We start from the raw sequence: 19,598 nt of genomic DNA, 5'->3' as shown, positions 1-19,598 counted from the left end.
AACACTTTGGATATATGTCTTAAATTCTTCGACCAGCTTCGCAACCGTCAATAAAAACACCTCACATTGAAGCATAATTTCTATATTAGAAAAACAAAAAACGATACCGTGTTTAATCTCTTCAAGAAAAAAAACAGCAACATTCAGCAGGAATGGCAAACAAAAGGCTCCGAATATGCCAGCGCCGTAAACGAAATGGTCCGCTTTGCAGATGAACATGGCTGGGACAACTGGAAAGGAAAAGACCCGAGCGATGATCGGACACACCTTGCCCAGGCGGTACTGGCCTTGCTAAAAGAAGCTAATGAAAAAGGAGAAACTCAAAAATTCAGGCAGGATTTCCCACCAGCACATGCACCCCTGACCGGCCTGATGAACAACAATTCACAAAGCATCTGCCAACTCCAGTTCATCGAAGGGCAAAAGGTCGTCTTCCTTACCGGATCGCCTTATGAGCAGCGACAGGCCTTCTTGCTAAACGGCAGCGAGCTTCTGGAACTGGATGAAAATATCCGCGCCATCGGTAAATCCAAGATCGGAGCGGTATTTGCCATTGCGGTAAAAAATAAAATTACCACAACCCAAGGCTGGCAGGGCGAAATAATCGCAGAATTTACGCTCAGCGAAGATTCAGGTCACGGCATTACCGAAATGATCCCCTTCAACGACGGCAAAAAAATCCTGCTGACAACCGCTGAAGGCATTTTCATCCTGTCCCGCCAAGGAGAACAGATGATCCATCCGGTAGCAGATGAGGATGATGAGGAATGGAGCCCAAACATTGATATGGAAAATGCCACCATATCTGATGACAACCAGCTCATCATAGCAGGTGATCAGTGCAGCGATTACCGCGTTCTCGATCCCGAAGGCAATCAGATTGGGACAATCGGGCCACAATCCTCCTACCCACACTACTGCCTGTTCTCCAAAGACGGCAGCCAACTGCTGACCAATTCCTGCCATTTTTACAATGGGATCAGCATCGGCGTAGATACCGACAAACTGAACGGAATATCTATACCTGCCTATGAAGAAAACGGGGATTTTATTCTGTTGGATGACCAGATGCGCGTTTATTCGGGAGTAGCAGCATCGACATATTATATCCTTGGAGACGCGTATGGCTATATCAGGGCAATTGACAAGAATGGGAAAACCTTATGGAGGCACCATTTGGGCTCTAGCATTAGCGGCATGGCCATTTCCGACGACGAGCAGACCCTTTGGGTGGGCTCCTACTCCGGAATGCTCCATAAGCTTCACCTGGGCATGGGCCAGGACAGCCATACCATAGGAAACGGCAACCATTCAGAGGAATTCAGGATAATTTTTTGGAAAACTGAACTCAAGCCCTTGTTTTGGTAAAAGCTAAAACCTGCAAATACCCTGATCTATGATTACCGCCATCGGCATGATAATCATAGATCAGGGCTTTAACGTTTCGACTTCCTCCTGAAGATAGCTAAAGTAGGTTGTGTCTTGTTGCAGGTATCTCGCCAGGCTTAAGCGATGCTATCTGTTGTTTACGCAATCCATTCGGCTCACTTAAACCAACTATCCTTACCCTCACCTGCATACTTATTAACTCTTCATTATAACTGGATACGCCACTTACCCAACTTTTTAATGGTTATCAGATCCGTCAGCGATATCAATTAATATGCAGTATTGAATTATCAGTAGTCACTCTTATAGCATTCTAATATCATCAATACTATATTGTTTTTGCTCAGAAGTATCAATTGTGCATTTTAGAGTTAGGTCAGATTTCATTCCATTGAACCATAAATCAAAATCTACTCTTACTCATTTGGATCATCCGTTGGATAAACACTAATTTCATCGAACGAACTTGACGGCGGCATAGACATCTTGCCGTAATCACTCAAGACCTCTCTCATTTCTTGGATATTTATTCTTTGATGAGGATCATTTAACCATAAAAGATCGAATTCTTCCGCGACCAATAACGTAACAATATTTTTTACCTTTTCTTCAATGAAGCTATTTGTCATGTAATTTTCTATGTTATTTAATAACTATTAGGTAGCATTCATGCCGATATGAATATCATACGTGGTCGGGTTATCAGAATTTTTGTAACCTGATATCATGAAATAAGGCAGGCTGAACACGATACCAGTTGTATAATATGGCGCTGTATGGGAAAAATCCGATTGGATTGTATCTGTCAGCACGGGTATTCGGCAGCCGTCGGCGGCCAAATTTTTTTCGTAAATATTAATGACGCCAGTTGCGCCGTAGTTGCCGGCAGACATGGTGACGGCATAGCCGGCAAATTGTGCAACACCATAAGGAGGCAATTCCATAACCGTGGGATTGTTTAAGGACTGGTGCATGTCCGAAACATCCAGCATCATTGGTACTGAGGTTTCGTTATAAAAGTTCATAATTAGTGAAGCACAAGAGCCGAGCACAAAAGGAAATTTCACAAGGGTGTTCCAGCCACTCAGCTGACGGTAAAAATTATTGGGATCGGTACCGTATTGCCATACCTGGCTCATTACATCATCATTGATCACTGCCACCCATTTACTTGTCGTATTATCCAAATTCCTCCCATAAAAGGTAAGCTGGTCTTCCTGCAATCCCTCCTGGGAAAGACTGTATCCGTGCAGATAGGCATTGATGTAAAAATTCGGGTTGGCCGGGATGAGTGTCTGTAAAACGGTAGTAGCATAGCCGGACAACATTTGCTGTGTCATCACCGGAGACATAGAAGCAGGCCAGTAAAGGGACTCAATGGTACTGGTGTTTTTAATCATTGTATAAACTGCATTAATCTTGCCCCAGTTCACTAAAATTGCCATTTCCATTTTACCAAGCATCGAGCCGATTTGCTCAAAAAGATTCAAAAGCGATTGCTGAAGCTGAAATACTGTAAGTTCATAACTATAAGCATTTTGCAGCGCTTTACTGATCTGAGAGCTTGATGAAGAAGAGCTCTGATTATGCGCCTGATAGGTTGTCAGTGAGCAAGAAAGCGTATTGGCCAGAACAGGTGCTGCATTTACTTTTAAAGCACCTATAGCGCTCCGTGTCTGCTTTCCCGCATCCGGGTCAACAACAAAGGTGCCGGCAATATTTAAACCGGTATACAGTATTCCTTCAACCATATCCCACAGCCAGGCCCTTTTTTTCTTTCGCGGCGCTATCGGAGTTGCCTGTCCGTTTGGAAATGCACAGGCCGTGATCAGCTCCGAAACAAGCAGAGCCTGTGCCTGGCTAAGGCCCTGATGAAAAGTGGTAAGCTGGGTAAAAAACTGTTGTACAGCGATGACCTGCGTAATCTCGCTGCTCAACTGGCTGACTACTTCTTTCCAAACAGTATCTGGTGCCAGGGTGCCGGGATCGACCGGAACTGACATAGTGTTTATTTCAAGCTGATAACTGACCAGACAGCAGATAAAAAACAACAGGCGATCAAATTATTAAAACAGGGGCTGGAAACTATACAGCGCTTAGCGTCTGGCAGACAGGCAGACCGGGACGGACAGTTAAAAGAGGCTGTTAAGCAATATCTGTCTGTACTAAAGAACAACCTGCTGGTAACGAGTTGATGCTTTTTACCGGAAACTACATGGATATATGAAAGAAACTGTGCCCATTCAAGATACCTTTAAGGCCCTCGAGCCGGAAACCGAAACACAGCAGCACGGTACATTGATGAGCATCCTAAAAGCAAGGGATTGTAGAGCACTGGCCAAAAGTCTCGGCCAGCTCGCCAGAAAAGGCTTAACTGCTCATTGAAAACTAAGCGATTCTAAAATGGCAAAAAAGGCTAGCACTTGTAGTTAAAAGCCTGAAAGGATAAAAATCTTAGACAATATCGGCTACAAAACGCTTTAGGGCTTTTAGATTACCATACGCATCCCCCATTGTATTATTAAAATAAACAAAAACTTCTTTTTTTTCCGATAGCCATTCAGCGATATAACTGGCATATTCTGCAAGCACATCTTCAGGATAACTCCCCCGATAATTCCCGCCTGGTCCATGAAACCTCAGGTAGCGAAAATTGCGATCCGTATTGTCTATGAGACTCACTCCAGTCCCCTTATCATGAGTAACCACGCCAAACCCAACTTCCTCCATTAGCTCCATAACCTCTTCAACATAGAGCGAAGCATGCCTGAACTCCAATGCAATCTTCCACTTGTTTTCCGGATCATGCCCGCGCAGGCTGCCCATTAAACGGGAGAGCTGGGGAAAATCGGCTATCCTGATACTTGGCGGAAACTGAACCAAAATACAACCCCTTTTATCTCTGGCATTATCAATTACTTCCATAAACTTAGCAATATCTGCAGGATCAAATCCCAATTTTGGAGAATGGGTGATACCCTTAAAAAGCTTAAAGGTAAAACGGAAACTGTCCGGAACCTCTTCGCTCCATTTTCTCACTGTTGACGCCAACGGAATTTTATAAAACGAGCTATTGATTTCAATGCTGTTCATCAGCGAGCCGTAATAACACAGTCTAGAGCGTTCTTTAAATTCCTCTGGATAATGCAGTTTATTGGGTACGGGCAATATCAGCCCACTGGTACCTGAATGATAACCATCGATTTCTTTTTTCATTGTTATGAAGAAAACATCATGATATGCTAAATTGTTGTGCATAATACTTTTTATAGGCTATTTCGACAGTAAATAGGATGCATATCTAAGGGTATCAATCACCAAAGAGATACTGGCAGGTAAAAATACGTAGCATGCTAAATCTACCCGTTTCATTCGATATTGATAAGAACCGAACATTCCAGTGGTATGGCTTTTGTAATTTATGACTACACGCTAAAACAAAAACTTATGACACAGAAAGAATTCAGCGACACCATCAGTTTTCACTCGCATTCGCTTAGATCACACGCGCTCAATTTCACCAGAGATCAGGAAGACGCCAATGACCTGTTACAGGAAACCTTGCTCAAGGCCACACGCTTTGTTGACAAATTTGAAGATGGCACCAACATTAAAGGATGGCTTTTCGTGATCATGAAGAATACCTTTATCAACAATTACAAAAAAAACCAAAAAACACGCGACCGCACCGTTCAGGAGGAAGAGATCACTTCTGCCAATCTTCATTATAGCGCGACTACAAATGGTTCGGTAGGTAGTTTTGCCATGCAGGACATCAATCTTGCGCTGTCCATGCTGCCCGAAAAATATGCTGCACCATTTATCCGCTACTTTGAAGGCTATAAATACCATGAGATCGCTGATGATATGCAGCTGCCGCTAGGAACCGTTAAAACCTATATACATGAGGCCCGGATACTTCTGAAAAAATACCTCAAACAGTACCAACCATAAACAAGAAGAGGAAAGCAATCTTAGTAGCTGTTTTCCTCTTTTTTATACACCGAGTCGAAAAAGTGGAACAACGATCTCTCCTCAAGTGGTAGTGGAAAATACGCATTTTACAGAGACTAATCCTAATTTTTTTCCTTTAAGATCAATAGAAAGCATGACCGTGTAGCCTCCTCAATAATATATTAAGTTTTTCTTCAGTGCAGTTTTCTAATATCCTTAAATTGTCAAGTCATTCTACTTCAACTAAGGATTCCCTTGGTATATGCAAACCGCATCAGGACTGCCGTATTTTTAGCACCTGTTTTATCTATGAGGTTTTGACGGTGGCCTTCCACAGTCCTACGGGAAATGAAAAGTTTATCTGCAATTTCAGAGTTGGTCAATCCCTGACCGATCAGCTCAAGAATTTCAATTTCCCTTGAAGAAAATTCAGATCCCTGAATGCCAATAGCTACTGGAAGTGATTTTTCAATCATTTTATCAACCAGCTTAATTGAAAGGCATGAACAAACATAGCGTTCGCCCGAAAAAACCTTTGAAAGTGCGAAAAACAGTTCATTTGAATTTACAGATTTGGTAAGGAAGCCCACTGCTCCCCCGCTCATGGCCTGGTATAAATGTGATTCATCTTCAAACATAGAAACAAACAATACAGGGACATTAAAACCTTTTTCTTTAATTATCCGTACCATTGTTATCCCATCAACAACGGGCATTCCAATATCAGAAACGATCAGATCTGCCTGGCACCCCTGATCCAGTGCATCGAGTACCTCCTGTCCGTTCCCTGCGGTAAAAATTATCTGGTATTCGCCTGTAGATTCCAGAAGCATTTTAAGTCCGTCCCTGATGACTTTGTGATCTTCTGCTAAAATAATTTTTTTCATTATGGATTGACGCAATCGGGACAAAGCTGTTTTGTGTTGTCGGAATAGTCATATTCTAAACAACACGCCACATTCCATAAAGTTTTAAATCGCGCTGCTCAATTTGCCACCGTATGCAATAAAAGGCCAAACGTTATCCTAACGTTTGGCCTAATAGATCTGATCCGGGAATATTAATCTTTACTGTATTCGCTCCATTGGGCAATGCCTTCAGGTTCTGAAGATTTGACTTCGGCACTCTTTTCTTCACTCATTTTAATATTCATCGCCTCTGTTGCTTCAAGTTCTTCTGCCTTACGTTCGGGAAGATCGGTAAGTCCTTCGGTCTCTTTGACAAATGCGACTGGATCTGCTATCAATTCCCATTCTTTACCCATTCCCGGCATTTCACCCGTATTCCAGGGGCCTTTAAATGAATTTTCTGGGGACAGGTTAAAATATTGCTGGGTGAACCGTGGGTCGGCCTGCAATACACCTGGAGGAAAGTTTGGCTGAATGGCATCCAATGCCGCCTCGAACATCTTAAAATGGGCAACTTCCCTGGTCATCAGAAAGGAAAGGGTTTCCCTCACATAAGGGTCATCGGTAAATTTCATCAGGTGTTCATAAACCAGTTTGGCCCGGGACTCAGATGCCAGATTTGATCTCAGGTCAACAGTTAGATCGCCATTTGAATGGATATAGGATGCACACCACGGAATACCCTGGCTGTTTGCCAGTCTGGGCCCACCGCTGCTGAGCATTGCAAAATGCGGGTTGGCAGTTAGCGCTGAATGGATGATGTTTTCCTTTGCTGCCTTGCCATCAAGTACCTGCATGATCTCTGAGGAATCTGCAGCATCCTTAAGCTCCCCATTTACGCCCTTTAGTAACATCTGGATGGTTGCACCGACAATTTCCAGATGGGAAAACTCTTCGGTAGCGATATCCATCAGCATATCATATTTATCGGGATGGGGCTGCTTGGCACCAAACGCCTGCGTAAAATATTGCATAGCCGCCGCCAGCTCGCCATTCTCACCGCCGAACTGTTCTAATAAAATATTGGCAAAAACTGGGTCAGGCCTGGAAACCCTTGCGTTAAACTGTAGGTCTTTTGAATGATGAAACATAAGCTTGCTGTTTTGTTAACTGTTTAAGAAGCCGTTATAATTTTAGCTTCCGCATTAAACACATCAAAAAAAGCAATCTGGTTTGTGTTATTAACAAAACGGGTAGTCCGGCACAAAGCAGGTATCTAACTACCGTAAATACCCGTTTATGCAATCTACACCGCTCCTACTCGAGAAAGCAAAACAATACAACAGAAAAATAGGTTTTGTAGGTCAAACAGAACATTTAGGCAATGAAAGGATTATCTCCATGGGCAATCTCCGCGATGGCAGAACTCAAAAACGCTATCCAGTTAGGTAAAACAGTTATAGGATCAACAATATTCCAGGTACTGCAGACCACTGGTTCGGTATGGATCTCGGTCAGTCGTGGATCTAATGATCCAATATATTTCAGCCCCTGCCCGGTTGAAAGCGGTGGGATTACAGGCATCAGATCCAAAATACAGGATAGCGCTTTCCATATCAATTTGGAAACAATAATCGGCAATATCGAAATTGATATTAATACCGGAGAAGATGCTTTCCCATTTTTGACTTTTAATGCTGTACTCACGCCAAAAACAGATCTTTATCTCCCTTTCTGCGCACGGGACATCCTAACTGCACAATCTGCATCGGATAGCAGCAAATCATGGGGAGAACTCCACCTAAGCCAAATCGGCACGCGTTCCGGGGTAGCCTATTTTAGCAAAGAAAAGAGTATGTTTAGGGTACTCTATCTTCAGAACCTTACTGCGCTGTCCCCTTACGCCGAGCAGACTGGAACAACACTCTCTGGGGTTGTTTCCGGGCAATTGCCAGAAATCGGGCTTTCACTTCCCGCAACTACCGAAAAACCATTAAAAAAAGGCCAAAGGATTGTCATTTCGGATGCCTATATCTGTTTAAAACCAATGGAAGCAAGAAATAGCGACCTCAGCCTTGATTATCTTGATCTACTGGCAGCGGCATATCTCTTAATGCCTCGGCCGGATACCCATTACTTAGAGTGGCCGGAGATCCTGAAAAAAGGGCTGAAAGACCTGATTGAAAATCCAGGCTGCTGGTCAATGGTAGGTGGCAACAGTTACTTCAATGCCTATGTAAGCGACTATGAAACCCCACCTGAGATTATGGTACAGCTTGCCGTTCTTTTGCCGCTTATTGATTATGTAGAATGGAGCGGCGAGGACCTTGGAATAATTAAAAAGATCAAAAACGGCCTGCCTGCTTTTTACAATGAAAAACTTAAAACAATCGCGCGTTGGCATCCCGCGGCAGAGGATAAACTTAAAGGAGATGAAGAGCAGAAGATGCCAATGGTTATGGATTCCTGGTACCTGCACCACCCCCTGCTCAACCTTTCCAGATTAGCCCTAAAGGGTGATCATACTGCAGAAGGCCTCTTCCTTGATTCCATTGGCTACGCAATTAAGGTTGCCCATAAATTCAAATACGAATGGCCGGTGTTTTATAAAATGGATACACTGGAAATTATCAAAGCAGAGACTGCCGATGGTGAAGGCGGGGAACAGGACGTTCCCGGACTTTACGCCCATGTGATGCTACAGGCTTATGAACTCACTGCTAACAAAAAATACCTCAGAGAGGCAGAAAAATCTGCAAAAAAGCTCGAAGCTATTGGTATGAAGATTATGTACCAGGCTAATAATACTGCTTTTGCAGCAGGTGCACTTTTAAGGTTATATAAGATTACCGGAAACCAACGCTACCTAACCTCGAGCTACAGGTGCCTGGCTTCAATTTTTCAGAATGTGCAGCTCTGGGATTGCAATTATGGTTTTGGAAAACATGTGCCCACATTTTTTGCATTATTTCCACTTGCCGACGCACCATATACTGCCGCTTATGAAGAACAGGAAGTTTTCTGTGCCATGCACGATTACTTAAAACATGCGGAAGGCATCGAAATCATGCCAAGCATCAGGCTCCTCTGCACTGAATTTATCCGCTATCTGGTAGAACGTGCACCATATTATTACCCCTCGATGCTGCCAAAGGAAATGATATCAGAAGAGGTAAAGACCGGCGAAATTGATCACAAACTCTGGATTGCCCTTGAAGATATCCAGGACGGGAACATACAGAGCGGCACCGTAGGCCAGGAAGTGTACGGGGCGGGAAATGCGTTTGGCATATTGCCACGTCACTTTATCCGCTTGGACAAAGAGGACTTTCTCATCTTTGCCGACTACCCGATGACGGCATTGAGGCACGGGAAGCAGTCGGTCAGTTTCAGACTGCAGGGTGATGGGCGCATCAGTTGTAGGACGAGGATCATTCCGGTAAACGGGACAAAGAATTTAAGCCGCATGGATTTTACTTTAGTGGCAGAAGGCAAGGAACTCAAAGCCATTAGAGGCAAAAAGGGAGAACTGGAAAGCTTTGTTCGCGGAAACGCAAAGGTGGGCATTTCCTGGATAAACTAAGCTCTCAAAAAATGGAGAGGTTATAAATACCTATCAGCAAATGCCAACTACCTGTTTACGCAATTTTCCAAACCATTTCTCTGCTGATCAGGTTCATACTATACAAAATAACTAAACATAAGAATATATGGCAACTCCAACAAAAGCAGCAACCGCTCAGACCAACGGCAGAACGGGAACAAAAAAAAACAGTGGCAATACCACAGGTAAAATTGAACCAGGTGAATTCCATGAGTTCTTCATTGACGAATTAAAGGATATATATTGGGCGGAGAAGCACCTGGTAAAAGCGCTTCCAAAAATGAAAAAAGCTGCTACAAGCCCAGAGTTGGCCACAGCGTTTGAAAAACATACTCAGGAAACCCAAACTCACATTGATACATTGGAACAGGTATTCCAATTGCTTGATGAGAAACCTGCAGCAAAAAAATGTGATGCGATGGCAGGGTTACTTGAAGAAGCAAACGGTATCATCGAAGATACTGACGCAGGGACGATGATCCGTGATGCTGGTCTGATCCTTGCAGCACAAAAGGTAGAGCATTATGAAATTGCCACTTACGGAACCTTAAAAGTGTTCGCTGAAAACATGGATCGTTCAGATGTAGCTGATTTATTGGGACAAACCTTAGAGAACGAAAAAGCAACAGACGTAGCACTTACCGAAATTGCAGTAAGCGCAGTAAATGCTGAGGCAGCAGCTGAGTAAAAAAATATTTTAGCCTTTATGATATTTAAGTAATATCAGAATTTTAGTGGCACAAAAGTTTCTGAAGTACCAACATTTTAGGTTATTCTAACATTACATTTGAAGCCGCGAACCTGAAAGTCGCGGCTTTCTATTTGGCCTTTATTTTTTGGCATTAGTGTTTTTTGACTAAATAACGCATATGTGAGGTGAGTCAAGCGGTGAGTCGAACTATGCAAGTTCCGTATTCACCCATTTCAACATTAAGCAACTGTTAAACAGCTAGTTTACTAAGCACGCATCTTGACTTTTTTGATTGTAACCTTAACTTTATTTCACCTTTAAGATGCTTTTATAAAAAGAAATTTCAGTTTACTTTTCTTCCTGAAGAAAGGAAAAACAGACAAGGAAAGTAATTTCCCTATGAGGAGGATTACAATCGAAAAAAAACGCGTCGATCTTGCAACTGGTAAACAACGTGCAGAACCGACTGGTTTAATGGCAAGATAGTGTGAGGTTCTACCCATGCAAAATCCATTAATCTCTACCTAAGGCAGCTAGAATCAAAGGTTCATGAATCATATAGAAACCTAATCATGATCGGTGAGGATGTGACGGCCAAAACTTTGGCGGATAATTTCTGGGAAAAGGAACCAAAGTAAGAAAACTAACAGATGTTTTTGAAGATACACAACAAAGAGATGGCAGAATTAGTGGGCTTGGAATTAGCACCAATGACATTATTGCGTTACCCAGTAATGTCTTACTAGGCGTGCCCTAAAGCCTCATCCCAGCCTTCATGTGCCTGTATGCCTTCTCGAACGGCATGCAATGCTGGAAGGTCCAGTTCACAGCCCTGGCTTTCACAGCGGGCATGGTCTCTCTCATCCAATTGAATAGTGCCGATTACTCCGCCGTTTTCTGATATTTCATACCGGGCATTTCCCAAAGGACGGATATCATAAAACCTGCCCTGGTTCTCTACTGCCACTTCTATCCTGAACTGTTCCATGTTCTGTTATTGATTAGGTATATTATTGCCTGCTTCTGCCTGCTTGTCATTAACTGTCTGATCCTCCTGGAATCTGGGATCCAGCTCATCCGTCTCTGCGGTGATGGCAGGATCCAGCAGGACTTTTTGCTCTCCCGTTTCTTTTTTCGGCTGCTGGCGGTCTCCTGTAGTTTTCATTAGTGCTTTTTATGGTTCAACAATTTATTTGGCGAAAGGTTCGGGACAGCGTAGATTTAATCGGAACTTTGTCAAGAATATATATATGTTAATTGATGGGCCCTAGAACCTTCGAATAGCATTCACTCTATGCTCCTAGGCTCTTTAGCCCTGAAGATCCCATGACGATAACCAGATAATCACGCAATCATATGGGATTTTAAGTCCCGATAATTTTCCTGAAGGTCAGGTTGACCCTTGGCCCCATCGGCTTGGTGGATTTTGCAATCCTATGGTCCCATTTGGTCTGCAGGTCTCCTTTCATCAATAGCAGCGAACCATGTTCAAGCCTGACGGTATATTTTTCAGCGTGATCAGTTTTCCGGCGGATATCAAAGCCCCTTACCTGCCCGAAAGACACAGATGCGATAACGGGATGTGAACCCATCACCGTTTCGTTGTCACTATGCCAGGCAACCGAATCCTGTCCATCCCGGTAATAATTCAGCAGCACACTGTTAAAGCTGATCCCTGCCGTTGCTTCGACCGAAGTTTTCAGTTTCAAAAGTTCAGCTGTCCAGGGCAAAGGTGTGGATTTTCCAAGGGCATTATAATCCATTCCCTCAGGATCCCCGTACCATGCGGAAAGCCTCGGGGTAATAACTTCTTTATCATACATCTTCACTATCTTCTGCGTCCAGGGCGTAGTTGAAATAAAAGATGAAAGCAAAACATCTGCCTCTTCAACATCAATAAATTCAGGCATATACTCCAGCACTTCTTTTGGCAGCCCTGGTGTCTGGCCTGATTCCCTAAAAAAACTCAGCTGTTTCATATCCAATACAAATGTGCAAAATAATTCTAAAATACTAATATTTTTAGCATTATATTTGTCCATGTAATTCAAAAAAAGGAGGTTAATCATGGAACAGGCAGCAAAAAAACAGGTCATTGAGGGCTTAAGGGAGCAGATCCTTTCCATGCAGGGTTATAAGACCGTATCCAAAAACTGGCAAAACATCTCAGGTCTTGAGCTTTTTGCACCTGCTTTTCCCGGTCACAGCTTTCCCCTTCAGGGCATCCATGAATTCATATCGGAAAGCAGGGAAGAGACAGCTGCCAGCAGTGGCTTTATCAGCGGGATACTGTCCGCACTGATGAAGGACGGCAGCCCCTGCATCTGGATCAGTGCCTCCAGAAAATTCTTCCCGCCGGCTGCCAAAAGATTTTCACTCCCAGCCTCTTCCATCATCTTCATCGACCTGCAGAATGAAAAAGAACTCTTATGGGTAACCGAAGAGGCTCTTAAATGCGAAGGGCTCGCTGCCGTGGTCTCAGAAATCCCGGACCTGAACTTTGCCACATCCAGAAGATTCCAGCTGGTGATCGAAAAAAGCAAGGTCACCGCCCTGTTCTTAAGGGAAAACCCCAGGATACGCTCCAACACCACCTGTTTAGCCCGCTGGAAGATCAGCCCATTGCCTAGCATACTGCCCGAAGGCATGCCCGGAGTTGGCCAGCCCAGCTGGAAAGCAGAACTGTTAAAAGTGCGTAACGGCGAGGGCGGCACCTTTGAGGTACGCTGGTCCGGCAGCACATTCGAAAAGCTAAAAAGCGAAAACACCAGGATTTTATCTATCCATGAACTGCAGGCAGGATAAAGATGGCAAAGCGATACTTGAGTATATGGTTTCCGTTTCTGCTAACGGACTGGATGGCTATCCGCCGCCCGGAATGGAAAGAACGGGCAATGGTATGCGCGGGTGCCAGCCATGGGCGTCTGATGGTCATCGCCACAAATCAATTGGCTAAAGCCCAGGGCATCCATAACGGAATGCCACTTGCCGATGCGCGCGCCATTGTTCATGAGCTCGAAATCTTTGATGAAAAACCGGGAAGAAAAGAAAAACTGCTTGAAGGCCTTGCCATATGGGCCATCCGTTATACCCCACTTTCTTCTACCGATCCTGATGGCATCCTGCTTGACACCACAGGCTGCTGCCACTTATGGGGCGGAGAAGAAGCCTACCTGAAACACATCACCGGCAGGCTCCAGTCATCAGGTTATTGCGTAAAAGCTGCAATCGCCGACACCATCGGTGCAGCCTGGGCACGCTCCCGGTATGGAAATGGGGCTGAGATCGTAGCACCGCATGAGCAGCATCTTGCTTTACTTCCCCTTCCGCCGGCAGCACTCAGGATCCCCGGTGAAACCACCGAAAAACTGCACAAACTAGGCTTAAACAGGATTGAGCGCTTTATCCAGATGCCCCGCAGCACTTTAAGAAGAAGGTTTGGAGAAAACCTGCTCATCAAAATAGCGCAGGCCATAGGTGATGAACCCGAAGCCTTCTTCCCAATTACCATCATTCAGGAATTTGAAGAAAGGCTGGCCTGCATGGAGCCTATCCGCACAGCCAGGGCTATCGAAATCGCCATCGAAAGACTACTCGATAAACTTTGTTTAAGGCTCCAGGCAGAAGGCCTGGGCCTGAGAAAAGCAGAACTGAAAGGTTACCGGATAGATGGAAAAACAATATCAACTGCTATCGGAACCAACCGCCCGAGCGATGACCCAAAACACCTGATGAAACTTTTTGCACTCAACATTTCCGGAATTGCACCAGGCATGGGCATCGAGCTTTTCACCCTAAGTGCCGGAAAGACCGAAAAAATGGAACGCCCACAGGAAAAAATCTGGGCCGGCCAGGCTGGCCTTGACAGCCAGCCACTGGCAGAATTACTGGACCGCGTGGCTGGAAAAGTGGGTAAAAACGCCATCCGCCGCTACCTGCCCAGGGCAGACTATTGGCCGGAAAGGGCAGTCAAACAGGCCAAAGACCTCAGCGAGCACAGCGGAATCAATTTCCACAATCCCCTGAACCGCCCCATACAGCTGCTTCCAAGACCGGAACGGATCGAAGTTACCGCACCTATCCCCGATTATCCGCCCATGCTTTTCATCTATCAGGGCCTGCGCCACAGCATCAAAAAAGCTGACGGGCCGGAAAGACTCGAACGAGCCTGGTGGCTGGAAGAAGGAGAACACCGTGATTATTATACCGTGGAAGATGAAAAAGGGAACCGTTACTGGCTCTTCCGCTCCGGCCACTATGCAGCAGAAAACTCGGCCTGGTTCATCCACGGCTTTTTTGCTTAAACCCTAAAAAGAAAAGCGATGGAATACACCGAACTTCAGGTCACCAGCAACTTCAGTTTCCTGCGCGGCGCCTCCCACCCCGAAGAACTGGTGGAAGAGGCTGCCCGTATGGGTTATAAAAAAATTGCCATTACCGATCACAATACCCTTGCCGGGATCGTGCGTGCACACGCCGCTGCCAAAAAGCTTGGTATCCAGATCATACCTGCCTGCAGGCTGAACCTCATGGACGGTGCATCCCTGCTTGCCTACCCTACGGACACTGAAAGTTATGGGAGGCTGTCTGCCCTACTCAGCCTTGGCAACCTGCGCACCGAAAAAGGAAGCTGCGAACTTTATAAAAAAGACATATTCGCATATGCAAAAGATATTATTTTCATTGCCATCGCACCCGATAGCCTTTCAGAGAATTTTGATTTTCAGGCGGACTTTTATGCAGACCTTCAGCACTACAAAGACGGGCTCGGAGAAAACCTGTACCTGGCCATAAACAGGAGCTATCAGGGCGAAGACCAGAAAAGGATGTTCCGCCTTTCAGCAACCTCCAAAAAAACAGGGATCCCGCTGGTGGCCACCAATGATGTCTATTACCACAGCCCCGAAAGGCGTGAACTGCAGGATGTGCTGACCTGCGTAAGGGAAAAATGTACCATCCATAATGCAGGTTACCTGCTTTTCCTGAACGCCGAGCGGCACTTAAAGCCCGAAGAAGAAATGAAAAGGCTTTTCCGCCAGTATCCCGGTGCGCTGGAAAATGCCGTAAAAATCTCCCAAGCCTGCACTTTCAACCTTGACAGCTTAAAATATATCTACCCCGAAGAAATTACCTCGGAAGGAAGGACGCCGCAAGAGGAACTCGAATACCTGACCATGAAAGGCGCCCACGAGATCTTTGGTAAACACCTGCCCAAAAAAGTAACCGATAACATCAGCCATGAGATGAAATTCGTGGAGGAAATGAACTATGCCTCCTATTTTCTCACCGTTTACGATATCGTCCGTTTTGCAAGGAGCCAGCATATCCTTTGCCAGGGCCGCGGCTCTGCTGCCAATTCCACGATTTGCTACTGTTTGGGCATCACTTCAGTTGATCCCACTAAATTTGACCTGCTCTTTGAACGTTTTATCTCTTCTGCCCGCAACGAACCGCCTGATATCGACGTAGACTTTGAACATGAACGCAGGGAAGAAGTGATCCAGTACATCTACAATAAATACGGGCGCGACCGCGCAGCCATTGTAGCCACCGTCACCCAGCAGCGCCAGAAAGGTGCCATCCGGGATGTCGGTAAAGTGATGGGGTTATCGGTAGATACCATTAACCGCCTCTCCTCCTCCATCTGGGAATTTACCGATGAATGGTTCGAGGGCGGAAAACTTACCGAACAGGGCCTTAATCCCAATGACCCGCTCCTTCGAAAGGTACTCAGCCTTACCGCGCAGATGATGGGCTTTCCAAGGCAGCTTGGTCAGCATACAGGTGGATTTGTGATCACCAGGGGCAAACTGACCGACCTCTGCCCCATCCTGAATGCCAGAATGGAAGACCGGACGAATATCGAGTGGAACAAAGATGATATCGATACACTGGGTTTCCTCAAGATCGATGTCCTTGCCCTTGGTATGCTCACCTGCATTAGAAAAGGATTCGATCTGGCCAAAGCGCATTATAACCTTGATCTGACCATGGCCAAGATCAACGAAAAAGAAGACCCAAAGGTTTATGAAATGATCAGCCATGCCGACACCCTGGGCGTATTCCAGATCGAAAGCCGTGCCCAGATGTCCATGCTGCCCCGCCTTAGGCCCAAATCTTTTTATGACCTGGTGATCGAAGTGGCCATTGTCCGTCCCGGCCCCATCCAGGGCGATATGGTCCATCCTTACTTAAGACGACGTAATGAAGAAGAAAAAGTGGATTATCCTTCCGAAGAGTTAAAAGATATCCTGCACCGAACATTGGGCGTTCCCCTCTTTCAGGAACAGGCCATGAAGATTGCCATTGTTGCCGCAGGCTTTACCCCAGCCGAGGCAGATGAACTCCGGCGCAGCATGGCCACCTTTAAAGCCAAGGGAATGGTGGCCAGATTTGAAGAAAAACTGATCAGTGGCATGACCGGCAAAGGTTATACCGAGGACTTTGCCAAACGTGTATTCAAACAGCTCGAAGGATTTGGCAGTTACGGTTTCCCGGAAAGCCATGCAGCCAGTTTCGCCCTATTGGTCTACGTTTCCTGCTGGCTCAAATGTTATTATCCCGATGTCTTTGCCGCAGCCCTGCTCAACAGTATGCCCATGGGCTTTTACCAGCCGGCACAGATCGTTATCGACGCCAAAAAACATGGCGTGGAAATCAGGCCTATTGACATCAATTACTCCACCTGGGACAACCTGCTGGAAGAAAGGTCCGGAAAATTTCATGCACTCCGCCTGGGTTTCAGGCAGATCAAGGGCATGAATGCTGAAGATATCGGATATCTGACCAATGGCAGAAAAAAAGCATACCGTCATATCCACGAGCTGATGGATGCCGGGCTCAGCCTGTCTGCGCTCGAAAGGCTTGCTGATGCCGATGCCTTCCGCTCCATTAGTCTGGACAGAAGACAGGCCCTTTGGGAAGTATCCGCCATGGCCGACCGCCCGGTGGCACTCTTTGAAAACCAGCCTTCAGAAAGCAGCCTGGAAATGCAGGCCACACTGCCCCTGATGAGCAAAGGCGAGCACGTGATCCAGGACTATGCCTCAACATCCCTATCACTAAAAGCACATCCGGTCAGTTTTGTGCGTGAACAGTTAAGCCTGCTCCACGTTTTGCCGACCCTGGACCTTGCCCGGGCCAAAGACGGGCAGACCGTCAAAGTAGCAGGCCTCGTCCTGGTCCGCCAGCGGCCCGGTACAGCCAAAGGCGTATGTTTTATCACCATTGAGGATGAAACAGGATTTACCAACCTGGTCGTTTTTGAAAACCTATTCGAAAAATTCCGAAAAGAAATCATAAAGGCACGGCTGCTTATGGTTGAAGGCAAGCTGCAGATAGAAGGCGAAGTGATCCATGTGATCGTCAAACGCTGCTTTGACCTCACCAGCCTCCTCCGATCAATCGACAGGGAAGAAAACACCGGTTTCCCGGCAGTCGCTTTCTCCAGATCTGATGAAAGGACAGCACCCTACTCCGGCAAAGATTTACCAGATAAAGGTAACCTGGCAGACTCCGTAATTCCGGGAGGCAGAAATTTTAAGTAACGATCAATTATATCGGGGGTCATTAGAAATTGATTTACAGCAGTCAATAAAATTCAGGATTGGAATTTATACTTATTAACCATAAGTCTGGTCATAAAAAAACCGGTGTATAAACTTCTAAAAGTGATTACTCCGGACAAGTACCACCTCTTTGTAGTACTTCGAACATTCGACACGCTTTTGTGAAATTATGGAACCCATTATTGAAAATCTGAAAGGTAAAGAATCATCTGATTTCGGCCAACTTATCCAAGGTGTTTGAAGTGTTCAAACACCTTAAATTGAGAAAATCGAATTGCAAATTGCTTTTCCAGAGCGCGCTTTCTTAGTTAATCAATAACTTACAATCAGCCTAGCAAATCCCCGTAAAAAAATGAAATAAACCATTTAGGATTTCGCAATAGTTTAACTCTTGTAATGCTTTTATTACAAATTCAAAAATGCATATGGCAATAATAAAATATAGATGCGTTTATTAATATGGTGCATAGCAGTGTTTTTTAAAAATATGCAGTTCTTTCCCATATGAGTCGTTTAATTCTATTTTTAACAGGCCTAATGTGCCTGCTGTATATGCCATCTCATGCTCAGCCCATTGTCGGAAACGGCTGCATGTCACAAACCTCACCAAACCGTGTCTACCAAACTTTTGTTGATAACGGTGGAAGTCCCGTTAAACCCAGGTATCAACCTTCTGCATCAGGTCAATATTCAGAGTGGACAGTACAATACGATATAACTCAGTACCCATGTTATAAATGGAATGTTGTTTCTACAGGGGGATGTTACTACAGGACTAGCTATGGCAGTGGAAGCTATTTATCAGGCGATTATGGTTACTTTACCGGGCCAGCTACTAACTGTCCGATAGATAATAATACGGTATTTTTACTTCTCTCTTTAGGTAGCATGGGTTTCTTGTTAATCAGAAAATCATCCTTAAAGCAACATACTGACCTTCAGACAGTTGAACAATAGATAAATCAACTTATCGTTTCAAACCAGATATATGGTGTAATAACAAATCATACAATAAAAAAATACTATAGTTTTCAGGCAAGTGATATTTTTTTATTGCAGGAATTAGGGCAGCACATCTTTGCTTTCAACCTTCTTATCCGATAAAAGCACATTCCCATTTCATTAACCTGCACACAATCCTCCCTTTCAGGGAAAGGAGCGGTATCCTTTTGAAACAAAAGATATAGCGGATTGCCCCGGCCCTTTAAGAGATAGCCGGATTTAAAAATATACGCGTCGGGCTAACCTATAGAAAACTAAACACATACTATTGAAAAATCTAAAAACCAACATCCCTCAAAACAAAAAAGCCACTGATTTATATCAGTGGCCTTATTTCCCAAAACAGTCTCCTGTTTATTTTGCGCTGTTTTTTTTCTCGGTAACCTCGGCCCTGATCTCCTGAGCCAAAGTTTTTAAGGTCCTGCATTGCTTTACGTACACGTGTACCTGCTGCAGCATTTCCGCCATCATAAAATTTCGCCACATCAGCCTCAACTGAAGCGATCACTTCCTGTACCTGTTTGAATTTGTCCATAACTGGT

Annotated in this window: 16 protein-coding genes and 2 pseudogenes; 8 read left to right on the top strand and 10 right to left on the bottom strand. The window is 44.9% G+C overall.

Annotated features, from left to right (window positions below):
- The first annotated feature begins 66 nt into the window (after positions 1-66).
- On the top strand, positions 67-1,368 hold the full coding sequence (locus ACN9MR_RS06015; protein ID WP_426328700.1) for a YncE family protein: 1,302 nt from the start codon (positions 67-69) through the stop codon (positions 1,366-1,368).
- 324 nt (positions 1,369-1,692) lie between these two features.
- On the opposite strand, the pseudogene ACN9MR_RS06010 reads toward ACN9MR_RS06015, so the two are convergent.
- The 4 genes and pseudogenes from ACN9MR_RS06010 to ACN9MR_RS05995 form a co-directional block, all read right to left on the bottom strand.
- Positions 1,693-1,794: pseudogene (locus tag ACN9MR_RS06010) on the bottom strand (DUF7668 domain-containing protein); the annotation flags it as partial.
- A gap of 11 nt (positions 1,795-1,805) precedes the next feature.
- Entirely contained in the window at positions 1,806-2,018 is a 213-nt protein-coding gene (locus tag ACN9MR_RS06005; protein WP_426328699.1) for a hypothetical protein, read from the bottom strand.
- Between the two features lie 27 nt (positions 2,019-2,045).
- A complete protein-coding gene (locus ACN9MR_RS06000; protein WP_426328698.1) occupies positions 2,046-3,392 on the bottom strand; it encodes a hypothetical protein in 1,347 nt (448 codons plus the stop codon).
- A gap of 451 nt (positions 3,393-3,843) precedes the next feature.
- Positions 3,844-4,605, bottom strand: a complete 762-nt coding sequence (locus tag ACN9MR_RS05995; RefSeq protein ID WP_426328697.1) for a DUF72 domain-containing protein — start codon at positions 4,603-4,605, stop codon at positions 3,844-3,846.
- A gap of 231 nt (positions 4,606-4,836) precedes the next feature.
- On the opposite strand from ACN9MR_RS05995, the gene ACN9MR_RS05990 reads away from it, so the two are divergent.
- On the top strand, positions 4,837-5,343 hold the full coding sequence (locus ACN9MR_RS05990) for an RNA polymerase sigma factor (RefSeq protein WP_426328696.1): 507 nt from the start codon (positions 4,837-4,839) through the stop codon (positions 5,341-5,343).
- Between the two features lie 239 nt (positions 5,344-5,582).
- On the opposite strand, the gene ACN9MR_RS05985 is transcribed toward ACN9MR_RS05990, so the two are convergent.
- Positions 5,583-6,230 (bottom strand): response regulator, encoded by a 648-nt coding sequence (locus ACN9MR_RS05985; protein WP_426328695.1) that lies wholly within the window; start codon positions 6,228-6,230, stop codon positions 5,583-5,585.
- A gap of 173 nt (positions 6,231-6,403) precedes the next feature.
- Positions 6,404-7,342, bottom strand: coding sequence for a manganese catalase family protein (locus ACN9MR_RS05980; RefSeq protein WP_426328694.1), 939 nt, complete (start codon positions 7,340-7,342; stop codon positions 6,404-6,406).
- Between the two features lie 233 nt (positions 7,343-7,575).
- Here ACN9MR_RS05980 and ACN9MR_RS05975 point away from each other — a divergent pair, with 233 nt between their 5' ends.
- Together ACN9MR_RS05975 and ACN9MR_RS05970 are read left to right on the top strand one after the other, a co-directional pair.
- Positions 7,576-9,774: a hypothetical protein gene (locus ACN9MR_RS05975; RefSeq protein WP_426328693.1), complete on the top strand. Its 2,199-nt coding sequence runs from the start codon at positions 7,576-7,578 to the stop codon at positions 9,772-9,774.
- 127 nt (positions 9,775-9,901) lie between these two features.
- Positions 9,902-10,483, top strand: a complete 582-nt coding sequence (locus ACN9MR_RS05970) for a ferritin-like domain-containing protein (protein WP_426328692.1) — start codon at positions 9,902-9,904, stop codon at positions 10,481-10,483.
- 745 nt (positions 10,484-11,228) lie between these two features.
- Here the strand turns inward: ACN9MR_RS05970 and ACN9MR_RS05965 are convergent.
- From ACN9MR_RS05965 to ACN9MR_RS05955, 3 genes are all read right to left on the bottom strand, one after another.
- Complete coding sequence (locus ACN9MR_RS05965) at positions 11,229-11,474, bottom strand: hypothetical protein (protein WP_426328691.1); 246 nt, start codon at positions 11,472-11,474, stop codon at positions 11,229-11,231.
- A 6-nt stretch (positions 11,475-11,480) separates the two neighbouring features.
- Positions 11,481-11,651 (bottom strand): hypothetical protein, encoded by a 171-nt coding sequence (locus ACN9MR_RS05960; RefSeq protein ID WP_426328690.1) that lies wholly within the window; start codon positions 11,649-11,651, stop codon positions 11,481-11,483.
- A 199-nt stretch (positions 11,652-11,850) separates the two neighbouring features.
- Positions 11,851-12,528, bottom strand: coding sequence for an alpha-ketoglutarate-dependent dioxygenase AlkB family protein (locus ACN9MR_RS05955; RefSeq protein ID WP_426328689.1), 678 nt, complete (start codon positions 12,526-12,528; stop codon positions 11,851-11,853).
- Positions 12,529-12,553: 25 nt separating this feature from the next.
- On the opposite strand from ACN9MR_RS05955, the gene ACN9MR_RS05950 reads away from it, so the two are divergent.
- The 4 genes from ACN9MR_RS05950 to ACN9MR_RS05935 all read left to right on the top strand — a co-directional run bounded on the left by ACN9MR_RS05950 (position 12,554) and on the right by ACN9MR_RS05935 (position 19,011).
- Positions 12,554-13,291, top strand: coding sequence for an ImuA family protein (locus tag ACN9MR_RS05950; RefSeq protein ID WP_426328688.1), 738 nt, complete (start codon positions 12,554-12,556; stop codon positions 13,289-13,291).
- 2 nt (positions 13,292-13,293) lie between these two features.
- Positions 13,294-14,790 carry a Y-family DNA polymerase gene (locus ACN9MR_RS05945; RefSeq protein ID WP_426328687.1) on the top strand — a complete coding sequence of 499 codons (1,497 nt, stop codon included), beginning with the start codon at positions 13,294-13,296 and terminating at the stop codon, positions 14,788-14,790.
- Between the two features lie 18 nt (positions 14,791-14,808).
- Entirely contained in the window at positions 14,809-18,033 is a 3,225-nt protein-coding gene (locus ACN9MR_RS05940) for an error-prone DNA polymerase (protein WP_426328686.1), read from the top strand.
- A gap of 612 nt (positions 18,034-18,645) precedes the next feature.
- Positions 18,646-19,011 (top strand): hypothetical protein, encoded by a 366-nt coding sequence (locus tag ACN9MR_RS05935; RefSeq protein WP_426328685.1) that lies wholly within the window; start codon positions 18,646-18,648, stop codon positions 19,009-19,011.
- Positions 19,012-19,410: 399 nt separating this feature from the next.
- Here the strand turns inward: ACN9MR_RS05935 and ACN9MR_RS05930 are convergent.
- Positions 19,411-19,591, bottom strand: a pseudogene (locus ACN9MR_RS05930) (histone H1).
- Positions 19,592-19,598: the final 7 nt, after the last annotated feature.

The sequence above is a fragment of the Pedobacter sp. R-06 genome (assembly GCF_049913135.1).
Taxonomy (GTDB): domain Bacteria; phylum Bacteroidota; class Bacteroidia; order Sphingobacteriales; family Sphingobacteriaceae; genus Pedobacter.
Note: the sequence above shows the minus strand (reverse complement) of the source record. Positions and strands in the feature narration are given on the sequence as shown.

Excerpts from the sequence above, each read along its gene's own strand:
- ACN9MR_RS05950 (WP_426328688.1), top strand. The coding sequence starts at position 12,554 with ATGGAACAGGCAGCAAAAAAACAGGTCATTGAGGGCTTAAGGGAGCAG.
- ACN9MR_RS05965 (WP_426328691.1), bottom strand. The coding sequence starts at position 11,474 with ATGGAACAGTTCAGGATAGAAGTGGCAGTAGAGAACCAGGGCAGGTTT.
- ACN9MR_RS05995 (WP_426328697.1), bottom strand. The coding sequence starts at position 4,605 with ATGAAAAAAGAAATCGATGGTTATCATTCAGGTACCAGTGGGCTGATA.
- ACN9MR_RS05960 (WP_426328690.1), bottom strand. The coding sequence starts at position 11,651 with ATGAAAACTACAGGAGACCGCCAGCAGCCGAAAAAAGAAACGGGAGAG.
- ACN9MR_RS06005 (WP_426328699.1), bottom strand. The coding sequence starts at position 2,018 with ATGACAAATAGCTTCATTGAAGAAAAGGTAAAAAATATTGTTACGTTA.
- ACN9MR_RS05970 (WP_426328692.1), top strand. The coding sequence starts at position 9,902 with ATGGCAACTCCAACAAAAGCAGCAACCGCTCAGACCAACGGCAGAACG.
- ACN9MR_RS05990 (WP_426328696.1), top strand. The coding sequence starts at position 4,837 with ATGACACAGAAAGAATTCAGCGACACCATCAGTTTTCACTCGCATTCG.
- ACN9MR_RS05985 (WP_426328695.1), bottom strand. The coding sequence starts at position 6,230 with ATGAAAAAAATTATTTTAGCAGAAGATCACAAAGTCATCAGGGACGGA.
- ACN9MR_RS05940 (WP_426328686.1), top strand. The coding sequence starts at position 14,809 with ATGGAATACACCGAACTTCAGGTCACCAGCAACTTCAGTTTCCTGCGC.
- ACN9MR_RS05975 (WP_426328693.1), top strand. The coding sequence starts at position 7,576 with ATGAAAGGATTATCTCCATGGGCAATCTCCGCGATGGCAGAACTCAAA.
- ACN9MR_RS05935 (WP_426328685.1), top strand. The coding sequence starts at position 18,646 with ATGTCACAAACCTCACCAAACCGTGTCTACCAAACTTTTGTTGATAAC.
- ACN9MR_RS05955 (WP_426328689.1), bottom strand. The coding sequence starts at position 12,528 with ATGGACAAATATAATGCTAAAAATATTAGTATTTTAGAATTATTTTGC.
- ACN9MR_RS05980 (WP_426328694.1), bottom strand. The coding sequence starts at position 7,342 with ATGTTTCATCATTCAAAAGACCTACAGTTTAACGCAAGGGTTTCCAGG.
- ACN9MR_RS05945 (WP_426328687.1), top strand. The coding sequence starts at position 13,294 with ATGGCAAAGCGATACTTGAGTATATGGTTTCCGTTTCTGCTAACGGAC.
- ACN9MR_RS06000 (WP_426328698.1), bottom strand. The coding sequence starts at position 3,392 with ATGTCAGTTCCGGTCGATCCCGGCACCCTGGCACCAGATACTGTTTGG.